Below are 17963 nucleotides of genomic sequence, written 5' to 3'. Positions count from 1 at the left end.
CGCAAAAAAACATTTACATAATTTTTAGGAGGAATTTTACAATGGCTGAACTGAAAGGCAACAAGTACGGTACCCACCGCGTTATCGAGCCCAAGGGCGTTCTGACCCAGGCTGCTTGGAAGGTCGACAACGACATGACCAAGGTTTATTCCAACGAGATCGTCTGCGATGTCACTTCCCTGAACATCGACTCCGCTTCCTTCACCCAGATCTCCGAGGCCTGCGGCGGCGACGAGAAGAAGATCGGCGAAATGATCCTGGGCATCGTCGCTGAGCGCGGCAAGCAGCAGAATCCTGTCACCGGTTCCGGCGGTATGTTCAAGGGCGTCGTCGCTCACATCGGCGAGGACCTGAAGAAGAAGCCCGGCTTCGACCTGAAGGAAGGCGACAAGATCGTCTCCCTGGTCTCCCTGTCCATGACCCCCCTGAAGATCGATAAGATCCTGGCTATCCACAAGGATATCGACCGCGTTGACATCGTGGGTAAGGCCATCCTGTTCGAGTCCGCCCTGTATGCCAAGATGCCCGAGGATATGTCCGAGCCTCTGGCCCTGGCCGCTCTGGATGTGGCCGGCGCACCCGCTCAGGCCCGCAAGCTGCCCAAGGAGGGCGACAGCGTTCTGATCCTGGGCGCCAACGGCAAGTCCGGCGTTCTGTGCGGCTGGGAAGCTATGAAGAAGGTCGGCCCCAAGGGCAAGGTTGTGGGCGTTGTCCGCAATCCCAAGCAGGTTCCGGGCCTCCTGGAGCTGGGCGTTTACACCGATGTTATCGTGGCCGACTGCACCAAGCCCGTTGAGGTTATGGAGGCTGCTCTGGCTGCCAACGATGGCAAGGAGTACGATCTGTCCATCTGCTGCGTGAACATCGAGTCCTGCGAGATGTCCGCCATCCTGCCCGTCCACGATGACGGCCTGGTGTACTTCTTCTCCATGGCTACCTCCTTCACCAAGGCTGCCCTGGGCGCTGAGGGTATCGGCAAGGATGTCACCATGATCATCGGCAATGGCTACACCAAGAACCACGCCAACATCACCCTGGATGTTCTGCGCGAGAATCCCAAGCTGCGCAAGCTGTTCGACGAGAAGTATTGCTAAGTTCATAAATGCCGAGTGCAGGGGGGCTTTTGCGCCCCCTGCCTTCGGCCTATCCCCGAATAATAATTACTATTCAGAATTAAAGGAGATACAAATATGAAGACTCGTAACGGTCTGTTTGCCGATGTTCCCGAAAATCTGTGGAACGACTGGCATTGGCAGGTCGCCAATCGCGCTGAGACGGTTGAGGATCTGAAGCGCTACATGACCCTGACTCCCGATGAGGAGGCTGGCGTTGCCAAGACCCTGGGCAAGCTGCGCATGGCAGTGACTCCCTACTATCTGTCCCTGATCGACCTGGACGATCCCTTTGATCCCATCCGCAAGATGGCTATTCCCCGGGCTGAGGAGCTGGAGTATGCCGACTATGAGGACGCCGATCCCCTGCACGAGGATACTGACTCTCCCACCCCCGGCCTGACTCACCGCTATCCCGACCGCGTGCTGCTGCTCATCACCGACCAGTGCTCCATGTACTGCCGTCACTGCACCCGTCGCCGTTTCGCCGGTCAGAACGACTGCGAAGTGCCCATGGCTCAGATCGACAAGTGCATCGACTATGTGGCCGCTCACCCCGAGGTTCGCGATGTTCTGCTGTCCGGCGGTGACTGCCTGATGGTCTCCGATGAGAACCTGGAGTACATCATCAAGCGCCTGCGCGCCATCCCCCATGTGGAGATCGTTCGTCTGGGCTCCCGCACCCCCGTGGTGTGCCCCCAGCGTATCACTCCGGAGCTCTGCGCAATGCTGAAGAAGTATCATCCCATTTGGCTGAATACCCACTTCAACACCCCCAAGGAGTTCTCCCCCGAGGCTGCCAAGGCCTGCGCTATGCTGGCTGATGCCGGTATCCCCCTGGGCAACCAGTCCGTGCTGCTGGCCGGCGTGAACGACTGCATCCATGTGATGATGGATCTGGTTCACGGCCTGGTGCAGATGCGCGTGCGTCCCTACTACATCTATGCCTGCGATCCTTCCCTGGGCCTGAGCCACTTCCGTACCCCTGTTTCCAAGGGTATCGAGATCATGGAAGCTCTGCGCGGCCATACCTCCGGCTACTGCATCCCCACCTTCGTGGTGGACGCCCCCGGCGGCGGCGGCAAGACTCCCGTCATGCCCAACTACCTGATTTCCGAGACTCCCCGCAAGGTTATCCTGCGTAACTTCGAGGGTGTCATCACCTCTTACACCCAGCCTGAGCACTATGTGCAGAACTGCCACTGCGATGTCTGCATGGGCAAGAAGAAGGTGGAGAAGACCGGTGTTGCATGGGTCGCCGAGGGCACCAAGCAGCGTTATCTGGAGCCCACCAAGCTGCTGCGTAACGAGCGTCATGTGAAGAAGTAAGGTAAAGAGGTAAAAATATGGAAAGCAAACTCGGCTTGAATTTTGATCTGGTCGAAAAGGCTCGTACATCCGCTGCCAATGTGGCAGCGGATGTGCAGGGCTTTATTGACCAGCACACCACGGTCACCGTGGAGCGCGCTGTCTGCCGTCTGCTGGGCATCGATGGCGTGAATGAGATGGATGTCCCCATGCCCAATGTGCTGGTGGACCATCTGCTGGCAAACTCTCTGCTGCCTGCCGGCGCCGCTTGGGCCGTGGGTAACGCAATGGTGGAGACTGGTAAGGACCCCCAGGGCGTGGCAGAGGCTGTGGACAGCGGCGAGCTGGATCTTTCTAAGCTCCCCGCCCATTCTGACAGTGAGATCCGCGCGGCCATCACCCCCGTGGTGAACGCCACCGTGGAGCGCATTAACAAGAATGTTGCCAAGCGCAACGCTTACCTCAAGGAGTGGGGCGACAAGGAAGGCCCCTACCTGTACATCATCGTGGCCACCGGTAATATCTATGAGGATATTATCCAGGCCAAGGCCGGCGCCAAGCAGGGTGCCGACATCATCGCTGTGATTCGTACCACCGGCCAGTCGCTGCTGGACTATGTGCCTTACGGCGCTACCACCGAGGGCTTCGGCGGCACCTACGCCACCCAGGAGAATTTCCGCCTGATGCGCGCCGCTCTGGACGAAGTGGGCGAGGAGCAGCACCGCTACATCCGCCTGTGCAACTATTGCTCCGGCCTGTGCATGCCCGAGATCGCCGCTATGGGCGCTCTGGAGCGCCTGGATGTTATGCTGAACGATGCTCTCTACGGCATCCTGTTCCGCGACATCAATATGCAGCGTACCATCGTTGACCAGTACTTCTCCCGTGTTATCAACGGTTATGCCGGCGTTATCATCAACACCGGCGAGGATAACTACCTCACCACCGACGATGCTATTACCGCCGCTCACACGGTTCTGGCTTCCCAGTTCCTGAACGAGGCCTTTGCCAAGGATGCCGGTATGCGCGAGGAGCAGATGGGTCTGGGCCACGCTTTCGAGATGGATCCCTCTGTGGAGAATACCTTCCTGTATGAGCTGGCACAGGCACAGATGGCCCGGGAGATCTTCCCCAATGCGCCGCTGAAGTATATGCCCCCCACCAAGTTCATGACCGGTAATATCTTCCGCGGTCACATCCAGGATGCTCTGTTCAACATGGTCACCATCCTCACCAACCAGCGGCTGTGCCTGCTGGGCATGATGACCGAGGCCATCCATACGCCGTTCATGTCCGACCGCGCTCTGTCCATTGAAAACGCACAGTACATCTTCCGTACTATGAAGGATCTGGGCAGCGAGCTGACCTACAAAGAGAACGGCATTATCCGCAACCGTGCCAACGAGGTGCTGACCAAGGCCACCGACCTGCTGGCTGAGATCGAGAAGCTGGGCCTGTTCACCACCATTGAGAAGGGTATCTTCGCCGATGTAAAGCGTCCTAAGGACGGCGGCAAGGGCCTGGCCGGTGTTGTGGTCAAGGACGACAAATACTTCAATCCCTTCATTGAAGTCATGAAAGGCAAGGTGGCAGCAGAATGAGTAGCGGACTGTATAATACCCATAAGATCGATTTCGATACCACACTGGATCTGACCCGCCTGAAGCCTTATGGCGATACCATGAACGACGGCAAGGTGCAGACCAGCTTCACCCTGCCCATCAAGGATGACGAGCGCGGCGAAGAGGCTGCCCGTCAGATCGCCAAGAAGATGGGTCTGGAAGAGCCTAACGTGGCCTACCATCACGCTCTGGATAAGGAGTTTACCTTCTATGTGGTTTACGGTAGCTGCGTGCATTCCGTGAACTATGAGGACATCCATGTTATCACCGTGGAGTCCGATGTTATGAGCATGGAAGATACCAACGACTATATCCGTGAGCATATCGGCCGCAAGGTCGTTATGGTGGGTGCTTCCACCGGCACCGATGCCCACACCGTGGGTATCGACGCCATCATGAACCGTAAGGGCTTCGCCGGTCACTATGGCCTGGAGCGCTACGAGATGATCGAGGCCTATAACCTGGGCTCTCAGGTGCCCAATGAGGACTTCATCAAGAAGGCTTTGGAGCTGCACGCCGATGTGCTGCTGGTCTCTCAGACCGTTACACAGAAGGATGTTCATATCCAGAACCTCACCAACCTCATTGAGCTGCTGGAGGCCGAGGGCCTGCGTGACAAGTTCGTTGTCTGCTGCGGCGGTCCCCGTATTACCCATGAGCTGGCCAAGGAGCTGGGCTATGATGCCGGCTTCGGCGCTGGCAAGTATGCTGACGATGTGGCGTCCTTCGCTGTGACCGAGATGGTCAAGCGTGGCATGAAATAAGATCATGAAAGCAGACGGCCATGAGAGAGGACTTTCATGGCCGTCTTATCTGCAAAAGAGGGAGAAAAGCAAATGGAAAAGGCAAAGGTCCATATTTACTGCGGCGACGGAAAGGGAAAGACCACAGCGGCCATTGGCCTCAGCGTGCGATCCTGCGGCCGGGGTTGGCCGGTGGTTTTGAGCCAGTTTTTGAAGGGCTCTACCAGCGGAGAACTGAATGTTCTTCGCACCTTGCCCGACTATCATTATATCCCCGCCCCCACGACCACCTGCAAGTTCATTTTTCAGATGACTGAGCAGGAAAAGGCCGACTATGGCCGTCAGGTGCGTCGGCACTTTGCCGACACGGTGGAGGCGGTGGAGAAATACCACGCCAAGCTCCTGGTGCTGGACGAGGTGCTGGACGCAGTGGCTATGGGTATGCTCAGCGATGAAGAGCTGGCCGACTTTTTGAGGAATCGGCCGGCGGACCTGGAGGTGGTGATGACGGGCCGTGCCCCCACACCCTGTACCGATCCTTTGGCTGACTATATCACCCGTATGCAGAAGGTTCGCCACCCCTTTGATAAGGGGCTCAATGCCCGTCAAGGCGTGGAATTCTGATTGCGGATACACGGCGGGGCCTCCCCGATTTCCTTGCATTCATCCCCCAGACTATGCTATAATGAACCGTTCGTATTTTTAATCCATTGTTGAAGACCCTTACATTAATAAGGAGGAATAGAAATGGCAAAGAAACCTGTACTGACTGCCGCTGAGGCAGCAAAAATGATTCCCGATGGCGCCACCATTATGTGCGGCGGCTTCCTGGCTTGCGGCCAGGCCCGTGCCATCGTGAAGGAGCTGGTGAAGCTGGGCACCAAGGACCTGACTCTTATCGCCAACGATATGGGTCGCGCCACCGGCCCCAAGGGTGAGGAGTTCTTCGGCATCGCCGAGCTGATCCACAACCACCAGGTCAAGCGCGTCATCGCTACCCATGTGGGCATGACCCCCGAGGTGGGCCAGCAGAACACCGAGGGCACCCTGGAAGTGAACCTGCTGCCCCAGGGCACTCTGGCTGAGTGCATCCGTGCCGGCGGTGCCGGTCTGGGCGGTGTGCTGACTCCCGTGGGCGTGGATACCCTTATCGAGGAGAGCCCCTTCTGCATGGGCAAGGAGACCATCGACGGCAAGCAGTATTTGAAGATGAAGCCCATCCATGCTGACTTTGCTCTGCTGGGCACCTATAAGTGCGATGAGTTCGGTAACTGCTGGTACAAGGGCACCATGCGCAACTTCAATGTGGTTATGGCCACTGCCGCTGACACCGTTATCGCCGAGTGCGAGTACATCGTCCCCGTGGGCGATATCGAGCCCGAGAACATTCATACCTATGGTATGTGCGTTGACTACATCGTGGAAGGAGACAGAAAGTAATGGAAAAGTCTGAAATCAAAGCCTTTATTGCCAAGCGCTGCGCAAAAGAGCTGAAGGACGGCGATGTCGTCAATCTGGGTATCGGCCTGCCCACCATGATCCCCTCCTACCTGCCCGAGGGCGTTGAGCTGATCATCCACGCTGAGTTGGGTATCGTCTCTGCCGGTGCTACCCCCAAAGAGGGCGATGCTAACTATGATCCCTACCACGTCATCGACGCCGGCGGCGGCGTTGCCAGCGTGGCTTTCGGCGGCGGCTTCATTGATTCCGCTACCAACTTCGGCCTGATCCGCGGCGGCCATGTGGACGCCTGCTTCCTGGGCGCTCTGGAAGTGGATGCCCAGGGCAATCTGGCCAACTGGATCATCCCCGGCAAGAAGATGCCCGGTATGGGCGGCGCTATGGACCTGTGCGTGGGTGCCAAGCACTGCATCATCTGCATGGAGCATACCGCCAAAGGCAACCCCAAGATCTTCGAGAAGTGCCGTCTGCCCCTGACCGCCTCCCACTGCGTTAACAAGATCATCACCGAGATGTGCGTGCTGGAGGTTACCCCCGAGGGCCTGCTCATGACCGAGATCAACCCCGAGTTCACCGTGGATCAGGTGAAGGCTGCTACCGCTGCCCCCATCACCGTTTCCGGGAACCTCAAGAGCATGATCGACTGATTTAACCCCGCTGTAATCAGAATATAGAACCACAGCCCCCGGGTGCATTGCACCCGGGGGCTTCGTGTAGGTCATCATTTATCCGACTAAGAATCCCAGTCCTACTAACACGCAGCCCAGGAGGAAGAATAGGATCAGAAGCACTGCGGCGTTGCGCAGGAGCTTTCCCCAGCCCAGGCGTTGCAGGTCCATGAAAGGGTAGGGGTAGAGCAGGCCCGTGTGGCCGATGGGCTTTCCCCCGCTGGCCCGGAGCAGGGCAAAGACGGTATAGCTCAGAGGCAGGATCAGCCACCACACGGCACAGAGAATGGATATGTTTTCCTTTGGCGCGAAAAGAAGCCACTGCATGACCGCCAGCAGGGGCGTAAAATAGTGGACACAGAGATTGCCAAAATTGCCGCCGAAGTCGGCGAATTTCAGACCCTTACGCTTTTCATAGGGCACCAGGACAAACTGGTAAATAAGGTGTGTCACCCAGATGCAAAGGGCCATGGCGCAGGAGACACGCACATCCGTAAGAGCCGCCCATAGTCCTCCACCGGGGTAAAAGCCTGCGCAGAAGAGAAGCAGCTCATAAACCGTAAGCAAGAGGTTACTTTGGTTGGTATAGAAGCAGAACATCCCCGCCCGGATGCGTCCTCTGGGGATCAGTTGGGAGTGCAGCAGCAGGCCCAGGGTATTCAGCAGAAACAAAAACAGCGCCGAGAGCTGTAAGCCGGACATTTTGCGACCTCCCTTATATTCGATAGGTGGAGCAGTCCGCCTTGCCGCCCGAGATGGTAATGATGCCGTAGGTGCAGGGGCTGCCACGGCCAATGGTGCCGGGATTCATCACCCACAGAGAGCCATCGTAGTCCACCAAAGGACGGTGGGTGTGACCGAAGAGCAGGATCTGCGCGCCCATCTCCTTGGCGGTATAAATAGCTGATAGGGTGCTGGCCTTTACACTCCTTGTGTGACCGTGCATCAGCAGGATACGCACCCCGCCGTATTCCGTGAGCACCTCGGGGCTGTCCACAGCGCCCCAGTCGCAGTTGCCCGGGACGCCCTGCAGAGGGATGGCTGGATAGAGCCTGTGCAGAGCCTCGGCGTCCCGCTGGCAGTCGCCCAGGTGCAAGATAGCATTCGGCTGGGTCAGCTCCACACAGCGGGCCATATTTTCCACATTTCCGTGGGAATCCGATAAAACCAAAATACGCATTTGTGACCTCTAAAAATAGTGCCATCGATTGACAAGGGCAGACACGTCTGCCAGCGCGCCTTTGCGGCGCTTTTTGTCCTTCTCCCCTTGGCGGGCACCAGCCCGCCTGCGGCTCAAAAGCCAAAAATCGCTCGGAAATCCATCGCTGGCAGGTGCGAAGCAGTTTTGCCGCGCAGAAATGTGTCCAGACAAGGAAAGACCCGCAGGGAATACTTGCCGTATTTCCAAGGGGCTTGACGCGGTATGGGCGTATTTCTGCCCGTCAAAACCATGTTTGCCCTTGTCAACCGATGGTATGCTCCGATTATAGCAGGAAAAGGTTGAAAATTCAATATTTTCCCGTTACAATAGGAGAAAAGGGGGGTGGGCCATGTACGCGGGCATTATGGAAATTGATCTGCACGGAAAAAACGAATATCAGGCGCGTGTCACGCTGGATGCGGCTCTGGGCCGAGCCAAGGGCGGTACCTACCGCATCCGCTGTATTCACGGCTGCCACGGCGGAACGGTGCTGCGGGACATGATCCGCCGGGAGTACGCCCGGCACCCCCGGGTGATCCGATTGGAGGCAGGGATAAACGGCGGCACCACCGATCTGGTGCTGCGGGAGCTATAAGGAGGGGGCTATGAAAAACACACTGACCGTGGCCCAGGTGCAGATGCAGGTTGTGCGGAATAAGGCTGAAAACATCGCCTCTGCCTGCCGCCTGATCCGTCGGGCGGCTGCGCAGGGGGCGGAGCTGGTTATGTTGCCGGAGATGTTCTGCTGCCCCTATGAAAACAGCGCCTTCCGTCCCTATGGCGAGACCTTTGGCGGCCCGGCACAGCAGGCCCTTTCTGCCCTGGCTGGGGAGAAGAAAATTTGGATCGTGGGCGGGTCCGTGCCGGAGCTGGAGGGGGAGCGGGTGTATAATACCTGCTTTGTCTACAACCCGGGCGGGCAGCAGGTGGCCCGACACCGCAAAATGCACCTGTTCGACATCCGTGTGGAGGGAGGACAGAGCTTTCGGGAGTCCGATACTCTGTCTCCGGGCAACGATATTACGGTGTTTGACAGCCCTTGGGGGAAGCTGGGGCTTTGCATCTGCTTTGACCTGCGGTTTGAAGAGCTGGCAAGGGTAATGGCTTTGCAGGGAGTCCGAGCTATTTTTGTCCCGGCTGCCTTCAACATGACCACCGGCCCCGCCCACTGGGAGCTGCTGTTTCGCCAGCGGGCGGTGGATAATCAGCTTTTCACCTTTGGCACTTCCCCAGCCCGCAATGAACAGGAGACCTATGTGGCCTGGGGTCACTCCATTGTCTGCGATCCCTGGGGCACGGTGCTGCATCAGTGCGGGGCGGGGGAGGAGGTGGCCGTCACCACGGTGGACCTTACCCGGGTGGAGGCGGTGCGGCAGCAGCTGCCCATTTTATCCGCCCGGCGTGAAGATGTCTATTTCATAGGACAAAAGGGTAAAAAAGACTGTGCTATTTAGCTCTTGCGGTACTTTTTCTCCCATGTTATAATCAATAAAACTCTGTGAGGAGGAAGTAAATATGATGAAATACACCGAGATGACCGCCCGGCAGCGCCAGGCGGAATACGACGCTGTGCTGGCGGACTACGAAAAGCAGAAGGCTTTGGGGCTGAAGCTGAATATGGCCCGGGGCAAGCCCAGCACGGAGCAGCTGAACATGGTTATGGATATGTGCAGCGTCCTGGTCAAGCCCGAGGACTTCGTCTCTGACGGTATCGACAGCCGCAACTATGGTAATGTGGACGGTCTGCCTGCTGCCAAGGCCCTCTTTGCAGATATTTTAGGGTGCAAGCCGGAGCAGTGCTTCGTGGGCGGCAATGCCAGTCTGCAGCTTATGTATGATGCCATTTCCAAGGCGTATACCCACGGCCTGCTTCACTCCGAGAAGCCCTGGAGCAAGCTGGAGAAGGTGAAGTGGCTGTGCCCGGCACCGGGCTATGACCGGCATTTTAAGGTGACGCAGACCTTCGGGGCAGAGCTTATTACCGTTCCCATGACTGCTGACGGACCCGACATGGATAGGGTGGAGGAGCTTATTCAGGATCCCGCCGTGAAGGGTATGTGGAATGTACCCAAGTACTCCAACCCCGAGGGCGTGGTGTATTCCGACGAGACTATCCGCCGTATCGCCTCCATGAAGCCCGCAGCCCCGGACTTTATGCTCATGTGGGACAATGCCTACTGCATCCACGAGTTTGAGGGCGACTTTGTGCCCTTTGCGGATATTCTGTCCCTCTGCGCCGAATACGGCAACGCCGACATGGTCTATGAGTTTGCCTCTACCAGCAAGGTGACCTTCCCCGGTGCAGGCGTGAGTGTTATGGCTACCAGTGAGGCGAACCTGGCATATCTGAAGCCGATTATCAACATCCAGACCATCGGATATGACAAGATCAACCAGCTCCGCCATGTGAAATATCTCAAAAACAAGGAGCATACGCTGGCCCTGATGCAGCGCCATGCTGCCATTCTGCGGCCTAAGTTCCACACGGTGCTGGACGCTCTGGACAGGGAGATCGCGCCGCTGGGTATCGGCACCTGGAAGCGGCCTATGGGCGGATATTTCGTCTCCTATGACGCCATGCCCGGTACTGCCAAGCGGGCTTTGGCCCTGTGCAAGGAGGCGGGTGTCACCATGACCGGCGCCGGGGCAACCTTCCCCTATGGCGAGGATCCCCGGGACAGCAACATCCGCATTGCGCCCTCGCTGCCTCCTGTGGAGGAGCTGCAGCAGGCTATTGCCATCTTCTGCATCTGCGTGAAGCTGGCTGCTCTGGAGAAGCTGGGCGTATGAGATGGCTGGTTGCGTCTGATATCCACGGCAGCGCCACTGCCTGCCGCCGTGTGCTGGATGCTTTTGTGCGGGAAAAGGCGGACGGGCTTTTGCTGCTGGGCGACCTTTTATACCACGGGCCTCGGAACCCGCTGCCGGAGGGCCACGACCCTAAGCAGTGCGTGCAGATGCTTAATGAGTACCGGGACCATATCGCCGCCGTGCGGGGGAACTGCGAGGCGGCGGTGGACCAAATGGTGCTGCAATTCCCTGTGATGGCGGATTATATGCTGCTGCAACTGGGAGGCAGGCGCATCTTTGCCACCCACGGCGATATGTATAACCCGGAGCATTTACCGCCCCTGGCCAAGGGGGGCATCCTGCTGACAGGTCACACCCATGTGCCCGCCTGCGACATCTATCCGGATTTTGTATATCTGAATCCCGGCTCTGTGTCCCTGCCTAAGGATGAGCAGAAGCGCAAGGGCTACATCCTGCTGGACGATACCGGAGCCGTGTTCAAGGAACTGGACGGCACAGAATATCATCGGTATATGTTCTGAATAAGGCTGACAGTGTGGAATTTTGGCGCTCTGCACCAAAATTATGCGCGCAGTAGACGGTAAGTTTTTACCGGAAAGACCCTCAAATACTTTTTTCAACAGTCGAAAAAACAGCGGAGCGTAAAAACTCCGCTGTTTTTGCATATTTGCCGGAGCAGGGAACGCCCATCGGCCGCAGGCGTGTTTGGCAGTAATCCTGCTTTACTGGCGGAATTAAGAAAAAATGCAGGGAGAACCGTTTCTCTCCCATTTATTTGGAATGAACCGCGCATTACTTTTGCGTGACAAACAGACGCAGATGTGCTATAATAAAATGAATTTTTGTGCAGCATAAAAGGAGGGCACGCTATGCAGGGCAGACTCATCGTGTTTGAGGGGACAGACGGCTCCGGCAAGGCCACGCAAACCGCATTGCTGTGTCAGGAATTGGACCGGCGTGGCATTGCCTACCGCCGCCTGGAGTTCCCCCGGTATAAGGAGGAGTCCTCGGCGCTGATCCGGCTGTACCTCTCCGGTGCCTTCGGCAGCCGTCCCAATGATGTGAACGCCTACGCTGCCGCCACCTTTTATTCTGTGGACCGCTTTGCCAGCTATCGGCAGGACTGGGGTGCGTACTACGAGGCGGGAGGCTTGGTCATCGCGGACCGTTACACCACCTCCAATGCCGTTCACCAGACGCCAAAGCTCCCTCCGGAGGAGCGTCGCGGCTACCTGGAGTGGCTATTTGACTTTGAATATCGGCTCCTGGGACTGCCAAAGCCGGACCGGGTGCTATATTTGGATCTCCCCACGGAAATTTCTGAGCGGATGATGCGCCGCCGGGAGCAGCAGACCCACACTCGGGCGGACATCCATGAGCGGGACGAGGCTTATTTGGCTGCCTGCCGGGAGAGCGCGGAGCTGACCATCGCTTTGTGCGGCTGGGAAAAGATCGACTGCAGCCGGGGCGGCGAAATGCGTGCGGCGGAGGACATCCACCGGGAGGTTATGGAGCGGGTGGAGGACCTGCTTGTCCCGTAAAGAGGACGAGAAAGGGGGGACGCAGGTCCCCGATTTCCCCCGTATGTTCTCAGCAGGAGCAGCACGAGTCGCCGCCGCAGGAGCAGCCGCGGCTGTTGCCGTTACCACAGCAGCAGAACAGAAGAAGCAGGATCACAATGAGCCAGATGCAGGAGCAGTTGCTGTTGTCAAAGCACATTTTTTTCACCTCACTTATCGGATGGTACATTCTATGTGAGAATGAGGAAAAGTGTAACTTGTCCGGCTTATATTGCGGAGAAAATACAGAAAGGACAGACAATCATGAGTGAGAATAAGCGGCCCGATACACAGGGCTGGGATACCGAGGCGGTGCGCCGCCGGATCATAAGCGAGGTGGATGCAGGCGCTGAGACCGGCTCCAAAAAGAAAAAGCACCGCAAATTCAACTGGAAGATTTATATTGCGGCGGTGGTCCTGGGGTCTATGCTGTTGGCAGGCTTGGGCTGGATATTGGCTAATGACCTCTGCGCCCTGGACAAGGGCAACGACACCTACACCGTGACCATCGAGGAGGACGACGGCGTTTTTAAGATCGCCTCTAAGCTGAAAAAGGCGGGGCTGATCGAGCTGAAGGGATTTTTCGTTCTGTATGAAATTTTCACCGGCGCAAAGAAAGACATCGACCCCGGCACCTATGAGCTGAATACCTCTATGGACTATCGCAGCCTGGTGAATAATATGTACGACCCCGATGCCCGTCGCCGGGCCCAGGAGGGCTTGGTGCTTCTCACGATTCCAGAGGGCTATACGGTTCAGCAGATCGTAGATCTTCTGGCGGAGAACAAGATCTCCACTAAGGAGGAGCTCATCGACGCCGTATCCAACTTTGACTTTGGCGAGGAGTACCCCTTTATCGACAGTAGTCTCAACGGACAAATCAACCGCCTGGAGGGCTACCTTTTCCCGGATACCTACGAGTTTTCCACGGAGAAATCAGCGGTGTACGCCATAGACACCATGCTCACCAACTTCAATAACCGCGTCAGCGGCGACCTGCTGGCGGAGATACAAAACAGCGACTATTCCCTCAAGGAGATCGTCACTTTGGCCTCTATTATCGAAAAGGAAGCCATTGGCGACTATGAGGAGCGGGCCAATATCTCCTCCGTGTTCCACAACCGTCTGGAGGGGGACAACGGTGAGGTGGGCAACGCCCTGCAGTCCGATGCCACCATCCACTACGCCATGGCCCTCATGGGCCTGGAGGACAAGGACTTCTCCACCGACCTGGACAGCCCCTACAACACCTATCTCCACGGCGGCCTGCCTGTGGGACCCATTTGTAACCCCAGCTTGGCCTCTATCCGGGCTGCGGTGAATCCCAACGACACGGATTACTACTACTTTGCCTACGGAAAGGACGGCGTGAGCCACTTCTTCCGTACCTTCAACGAGCATCTGTCCTTTGTGAACAGCGATATGTATGCCCCGGGATGATGAAAAAGAAACCTGAACTTTTGGTCCCGGCGGGGGACATGGAAAAGCTGAAAATGGCTGTGCTGTACGGGGCGGATGCGGTATATTTGGCGGGCTCGTCTTTCGGAATGCGCGCCTTTGCCGGGAATTTCACGCCGGAGGAGCTGCCCAAAGCGGTGCGCTTTGCCCATGACCACGGCGTAGCTGTCCACGCCACGGTGAACACCATGCCGCGTTGGAATGAGGCAGAAAAGCTGCCTGCCTACCTGGAGCAGCTGGACGATGCCGGGGTGGATGCCCTGATTTTGGCGGACTTAGGCGCTTTTACCTTGGCAGGGAGGTACGCCCCCCATTGCCAGCGGCACATCAGCACCCAGCAGTCTGTGGCTAACCACATCTGCGCCCAGGCTTGGTATGACTTGGGGGCCACCCGTGTGGTCCTGGCCCGGGAGCTGAGCCTGGAGGAGATATGCGCCATACGGGAGAGGGTGTCTCCGGAGCTGGAGCTGGAGGTCTTTTGCCACGGGGCTATGTGCGTGTCCTATTCCGGGCGGTGCCTACTGTCGAACTACATGACCGGGCGCGACTCCAACCGGGGCGCCTGCGCCCAGCCCTGCCGCTACCAGTATACTCTTATGGAGGAAAAGCGCCCCGGTGAATATTTCCCTGTTTTTGAGGATGAGCGGGGCACATACATCCTTAACTCCCGGGATATGTGCATGATAGACCATCTTCCCGACCTTATAGACGCCGGGGTGGACTGCCTGAAGATTGAGGGACGGGCCAAATCGGCATACTATGCTGCCATTGTGGCCGGGGCCTATCGTCATGTGCTGGACGACATAGCTGCCGGACGGCCCGCAGATCCGGTGTGGCGAGACGAGGTGGAGCATGTGAGCCACCGGCACTACTCTACCAGTTTCTTCTACGGACAGCCGGGCCAGTATTTTGAAAATTCCCGGTATATCCGGGAGTGGCAGATCTGCGCTGTGGTTTTAAGCTGTGAAGCGGATGGCCTTGCCACCTTAAGTCTGCGCAATAAATTTAAGGCAGGGGATAGGGTGGAGATTGTGGGCCCGGACCTAAAGCCATTTGAGATGCTTGTCCCCCTGATGGAGGATACCGACGGGCTGCCCCTGGAGGAGCCAAGAACGCCGCAAATGGAGTTTAAGATGCGTCTGCCTCGGCCGGTGCCGCCCATGAGCTTTGTCCGCCATGGGGTGGACCTGAGCGGAAAATAAAATTGAGCATGAAAAAAGGCAGCGTGTGCGAGCTTTGCACACGCTGCCTTTTTGCACTTTTTCAGTTTTCATCGGTAGCGGCATACAGCGCATCGGCCAGTCTGGCGTAGTCCGCTAAACACAACCGCTCGCCCCGGATATCCCCGGGGAGACCGCAGCTCGCTATGATCTGCGTCAGCTCCTGCTTAGAGAGGGGGAAGCCTGTTTGCAGGGAGTTGGCCAAGGTTTTACGCCGCAGGGCGAACCCAGCCTTTACCGTTCGCCAAAGCATGGCTTCTGACTGCACCGCAACCGGAGGCTTTTCCCGGGTAATGCACCGTATCACCGCTGAGGTCACCTTGGGCATGGGCAGAAAACAGGTGTTGGGTACGGTGAACAGCAGCTCCGGCTCCGTGTAGTACTGCATCAGGAGGGTAAAGGCGCCGTAGTCCGCTGTTCCTGGCTGGGCGCAGATGCGCTGGGCGACTTCCTTCTGAATCAGTACGGTTATAGATGTGAAGCACTTTGCCTTTACGCAGGCGGTGAGAAGGGGCGTGGTGATGTTATAGGGAAGATTGGCGCACAAAATAGGCCGAAGCCCCGCAAAATGCTCCGCGACCAGGGTTGAAAGATCCTGCTTTAGAATGTCCCCCTTCACCAATGTGAAATTGTCATACTCGGACAGTGTCTCCGCCAGCACCGGATAGAGTCGGTGGTCCAGCTCCACGGAGACGACCTTCCCGGCTCGCTGACACAGCTCTCGGGTCAGCGGCCCAATGCCGGGGCCTACCTCCAATACACCGCTGTTTTTGTCTGCGCCGCTGGCCTCCGCAGTGTTCCGTGGCACCCAGTCCGCAATGAGAAAATTCTGCCCCATGCTCTTGCTGAAGCGAAAGCCGTGCCGCAGCAGCAGTGCCTGTATGTCATTTCGGTTGCACAGATCCATCCCTGTACCTCCTGATTTTTTTCTCAGTATACCATAGTTTTCGCCCTCCGTAAAGGAAAAAGCCTATTGACAGATGCGGAGAAAAGATATACCATATAGGAAAAGTAAGAAAAGTTATACTAAAATAGGAGGACAAAATGGGATTTAAAAAGAATAACGAGCGCTACTATATGGCCTCTGTGCGCCTGGGACCCAAGGGTCAGATCGTGATACCCAAGGACGTTCGGGAGATGTTCGGCCTGGAGGCCGGAGATCAGCTTGTGTTGTTGGCAGATCGCAAAAAGGGTATCGCCCTGCAAACCACGGACAAGCTCAACCCTATGATGCGCCGGGTATTTGAGGAGACGGAGGCAGAGGAAGCAGAGGAGGCAGAGGAATGAATGCCATAGATATCCGGGGCCTTTGCAAAAAATATCCGACTTTTGCTCTGCAGGATGTGTCCTTTTCCGTGCCTCAGGGGGCGGTAATGGGCTTCATAGGCCGCAACGGTGCGGGTAAAAGCACCACACTCAAGTCTATGCTGGGTCTGGTGCATCCCGACGCCGGAGAGGTGGAGATCCTGGGCCGAAGTTTTTCCGCAGAGGAAAAAAGCATTAAGGAGAATATCGGCGTGGTTCTGGGCGGCATCGACTTTTATCCCAAGAAAAAAATTGCCGTCCTTACGGATGTGACCCGCCGCTTTTACACCAACTGGGACCAGGAAAAATATCGCCACTATCTGCACCTTTTCGGCATCAATGAGGAGAAGCGGGTGGACCAGCTTTCCAGCGGTATGCAGGTGAAATACATGATTGCCCTGGCGCTGAGTCACAACGCTGCGCTCCTGATCCTGGACGAACCTACCAGCGGCCTGGATCCGGTATCTCGGGATGAACTGACGGAGCTGCTGGGTAGGATCGCAGCCGATGGGCGACGCAGTGTTCTTTTTTCCACCCATATTACCTCTGACTTGGAAAAATGCGCCAGCCACATTGCCTTTATTAAGGACGGACAGATCCAGTATACCGGCACTATGGACGGCTTCCGGGCGCACTACGCCTATCTTCGGCAGGGGGATGCGCCTATGACATTGGAGGATATCATTGTTGCCGTAGAGAGGAGGCCCCTGGATGAAAACGCTATTGTATAAGCAGCTTCGGCTGGCGTGCCACCCTATGACGCCGGTGTTCTGCCTATCCGGGATCATGCTGCTGATTCCCAACTATCCTTATTCGGTGGCATTTTTCTATGTTACCCTGGGCCTTTTCTTTACATTTTTGAATATGCGGGAGCAAAAGGACATCTATTACTCGGCCCTGCTCCCCCTTCGCAAGCGGGACACGGTGCGCGCTGCGGTGGCGTTCACGGTGTTGGTGGAGCTGCTGTCGGTGGTCATCACAGCATTGTTTTGCCTGCTGTCGGCAAAGCTGCAGCCCGGCAAGGATAACGCCGTGGGTATGGACGCCAACCTCATGCTCCTGGGCGCGGGCTTTGTGCTTTACGGCGTGTTCAACCTGGTGTTTTTCGTCTGCCTGTACCGCAGCGGCTATAAGGTGGGGGCAGCATATCTGAAAGCGAATCTGGCCCTGTGGCCGATGATGCTTTTGGCCGAGGCATTGCCGCATTTTCCGTCCCTCATGTGGCTGAATCGGGTGGATGCCCAGGCAAATTTGCGCCAAATACCCATTCTGCTTTTCGGCATAGCGGTGTTTGCTGTCCTGACGATGCTGGCCTATCGCCGTTCAGCCCGACTTTATGAAAGAGTAGACCTGTAAAGCAATAAAACTATACAGTAAAAGCGGAGCCTTAGATGGGCTCCGCTTTTACCGAAAAGAGAGAAAAGAATGAAAAAGAAGAAAGTGTGTTATCTATGAAAAAGCCTTGCGGCTGGACGGGTAGTCTGCCGCTTGGAGA

21 protein-coding genes are annotated in these 17963 nt (G+C 56.8%); 17 read left to right on the top strand and 4 right to left on the bottom strand.

Features of this window, described 5'->3' with window-relative positions; translation table 11 throughout:
- Positions 1–41 precede the first annotated feature (41 nt).
- From kdd to KI236_RS03595, 7 genes are all read left to right on the top strand, one after another.
- On the top strand, positions 42–1094 hold the full coding sequence (gene kdd / locus KI236_RS03625; protein WP_212819424.1) for an L-erythro-3,5-diaminohexanoate dehydrogenase: 1053 nt from the start codon (positions 42–44) through the stop codon (positions 1092–1094).
- A gap of 96 nt (positions 1095–1190) precedes the next feature.
- Positions 1191–2441, top strand: coding sequence for a lysine 2,3-aminomutase (gene kamA / locus KI236_RS03620; protein ID WP_212819422.1), 1251 nt, complete (start codon positions 1191–1193; stop codon positions 2439–2441).
- Between the two features lie 17 nt (positions 2442–2458).
- The gene (gene kamD, locus KI236_RS03615) at positions 2459–4021 is read left to right on the top strand and encodes a lysine 5,6-aminomutase subunit alpha (RefSeq protein WP_212819420.1); all 1563 of its coding nucleotides are present in this window, start codon (positions 2459–2461) and stop codon (positions 4019–4021) included.
- Positions 4018–4806, top strand: a complete 789-nt coding sequence (gene kamE, locus KI236_RS03610) for a lysine 5,6-aminomutase subunit beta (RefSeq protein ID WP_212819418.1) — start codon at positions 4018–4020, stop codon at positions 4804–4806. The genes kamD and kamE overlap by 4 nt, the downstream gene beginning before the upstream one ends.
- A 72-nt stretch (positions 4807–4878) precedes the next feature.
- Complete coding sequence (locus KI236_RS03605; protein ID WP_212819416.1) at positions 4879–5409, top strand: cob(I)yrinic acid a,c-diamide adenosyltransferase; 531 nt, start codon at positions 4879–4881, stop codon at positions 5407–5409.
- Between the two features lie 123 nt (positions 5410–5532).
- Complete coding sequence (locus tag KI236_RS03600; protein ID WP_212819414.1) at positions 5533–6225, top strand: CoA transferase subunit A; 693 nt, start codon at positions 5533–5535, stop codon at positions 6223–6225.
- On the top strand, positions 6225–6893 hold the full coding sequence (locus KI236_RS03595; protein WP_212819412.1) for a 3-oxoacid CoA-transferase subunit B: 669 nt from the start codon (positions 6225–6227) through the stop codon (positions 6891–6893). Before KI236_RS03600 ends, KI236_RS03595 begins: the two co-directional genes overlap by 1 nt.
- A gap of 78 nt (positions 6894–6971) precedes the next feature.
- Here KI236_RS03595 and KI236_RS03590 read toward each other — a convergent pair whose 3' ends face one another.
- Both KI236_RS03590 and KI236_RS03585 read right to left on the bottom strand, forming a co-directional pair.
- Complete coding sequence (locus KI236_RS03590; protein WP_212819410.1) at positions 6972–7616, bottom strand: Pr6Pr family membrane protein; 645 nt, start codon at positions 7614–7616, stop codon at positions 6972–6974.
- A 13-nt stretch (positions 7617–7629) separates the two neighbouring features.
- Positions 7630–8094, bottom strand: a complete 465-nt coding sequence (locus KI236_RS03585) for a metallophosphoesterase family protein (protein WP_212819408.1) — start codon at positions 8092–8094, stop codon at positions 7630–7632.
- 370 nt (positions 8095–8464) lie between these two features.
- On the opposite strand from KI236_RS03585, the gene KI236_RS03580 reads away from it, so the two are divergent.
- The 5 genes from KI236_RS03580 (at position 8465) to KI236_RS03560 (ending at position 12467) form a co-directional block, all read left to right on the top strand.
- The gene (locus KI236_RS03580) at positions 8465–8710 is read left to right on the top strand and encodes a Smr/MutS family protein (RefSeq protein ID WP_212820702.1); all 246 of its coding nucleotides are present in this window, start codon (positions 8465–8467) and stop codon (positions 8708–8710) included.
- Between the two features lie 10 nt (positions 8711–8720).
- Positions 8721–9569, top strand: a complete 849-nt coding sequence (locus KI236_RS03575; protein ID WP_212819406.1) for a carbon-nitrogen hydrolase family protein — start codon at positions 8721–8723, stop codon at positions 9567–9569.
- Positions 9570–9630: 61 nt separating this feature from the next.
- A complete protein-coding gene (locus KI236_RS03570; RefSeq protein WP_212819403.1) occupies positions 9631–10905 on the top strand; it encodes an aminotransferase class I/II-fold pyridoxal phosphate-dependent enzyme in 1275 nt (424 codons plus the stop codon).
- On the top strand, positions 10902–11447 hold the full coding sequence (gene yfcE / locus KI236_RS03565; RefSeq protein ID WP_212819401.1) for a phosphodiesterase: 546 nt from the start codon (positions 10902–10904) through the stop codon (positions 11445–11447). Before KI236_RS03570 ends, yfcE begins: the two co-directional genes overlap by 4 nt.
- Positions 11448–11795: 348 nt before the next feature.
- Positions 11796–12467 carry a dTMP kinase gene (locus KI236_RS03560; protein ID WP_212819399.1) on the top strand — a complete coding sequence of 224 codons (672 nt, stop codon included), beginning with the start codon at positions 11796–11798 and terminating at the stop codon, positions 12465–12467.
- 49 nt (positions 12468–12516) lie between these two features.
- On the opposite strand, the gene KI236_RS12220 is transcribed toward KI236_RS03560, so the two are convergent.
- Positions 12517–12645 (bottom strand): hypothetical protein, encoded by a 129-nt coding sequence (locus KI236_RS12220; protein WP_268978124.1) that lies wholly within the window; start codon positions 12643–12645, stop codon positions 12517–12519.
- Between the two features lie 104 nt (positions 12646–12749).
- Here KI236_RS12220 and mltG point away from each other — a divergent pair, with 104 nt between their 5' ends.
- Positions 12750–13925, top strand: a complete 1176-nt coding sequence (gene mltG / locus KI236_RS03555; RefSeq protein WP_212819397.1) for an endolytic transglycosylase MltG — start codon at positions 12750–12752, stop codon at positions 13923–13925.
- A 38-nt stretch (positions 13926–13963) separates the two neighbouring features.
- Entirely contained in the window at positions 13964–15145 is a 1182-nt protein-coding gene (locus KI236_RS03550) for a peptidase U32 family protein (protein ID WP_329958965.1), read from the top strand.
- A gap of 61 nt (positions 15146–15206) precedes the next feature.
- Here KI236_RS03550 and rsmA read toward each other — a convergent pair whose 3' ends face one another.
- The gene (rsmA, locus tag KI236_RS03545) at positions 15207–16070 is read right to left on the bottom strand and encodes a 16S rRNA (adenine(1518)-N(6)/adenine(1519)-N(6))-dimethyltransferase RsmA (RefSeq protein ID WP_212819393.1); all 864 of its coding nucleotides are present in this window, start codon (positions 16068–16070) and stop codon (positions 15207–15209) included.
- 137 nt (positions 16071–16207) lie between these two features.
- Here rsmA and KI236_RS03540 point away from each other — a divergent pair, with 137 nt between their 5' ends.
- Genes KI236_RS03540 through KI236_RS03530 form a run of 3 tightly spaced genes read left to right on the top strand, consistent with a single transcriptional unit; the run spans position 16208 to position 17824 of the window.
- Positions 16208–16450, top strand: a complete 243-nt coding sequence (locus KI236_RS03540) for an AbrB/MazE/SpoVT family DNA-binding domain-containing protein (protein ID WP_212819391.1) — start codon at positions 16208–16210, stop codon at positions 16448–16450.
- Positions 16447–17199, top strand: a complete 753-nt coding sequence (locus KI236_RS03535) for an ABC transporter ATP-binding protein (RefSeq protein WP_212819389.1) — start codon at positions 16447–16449, stop codon at positions 17197–17199. Before KI236_RS03540 ends, KI236_RS03535 begins: the two co-directional genes overlap by 4 nt.
- Entirely contained in the window at positions 17180–17824 is a 645-nt protein-coding gene (locus KI236_RS03530; protein ID WP_212819387.1) for an ABC-2 transporter permease, read from the top strand. Before KI236_RS03535 ends, KI236_RS03530 begins: the two co-directional genes overlap by 20 nt.
- Positions 17825–17963 lie beyond the last annotated feature (139 nt).

Source organism: Vescimonas fastidiosa (assembly GCF_018326305.1).
In the GTDB taxonomy this organism is placed as follows: Bacteria; Bacillota; Clostridia; order Oscillospirales; family Oscillospiraceae; genus Vescimonas; species Vescimonas fastidiosa.
The sequence above is the reverse complement of the archived record's forward strand: the minus strand, read 5'-3'. Positions and strand labels throughout refer to the sequence as shown.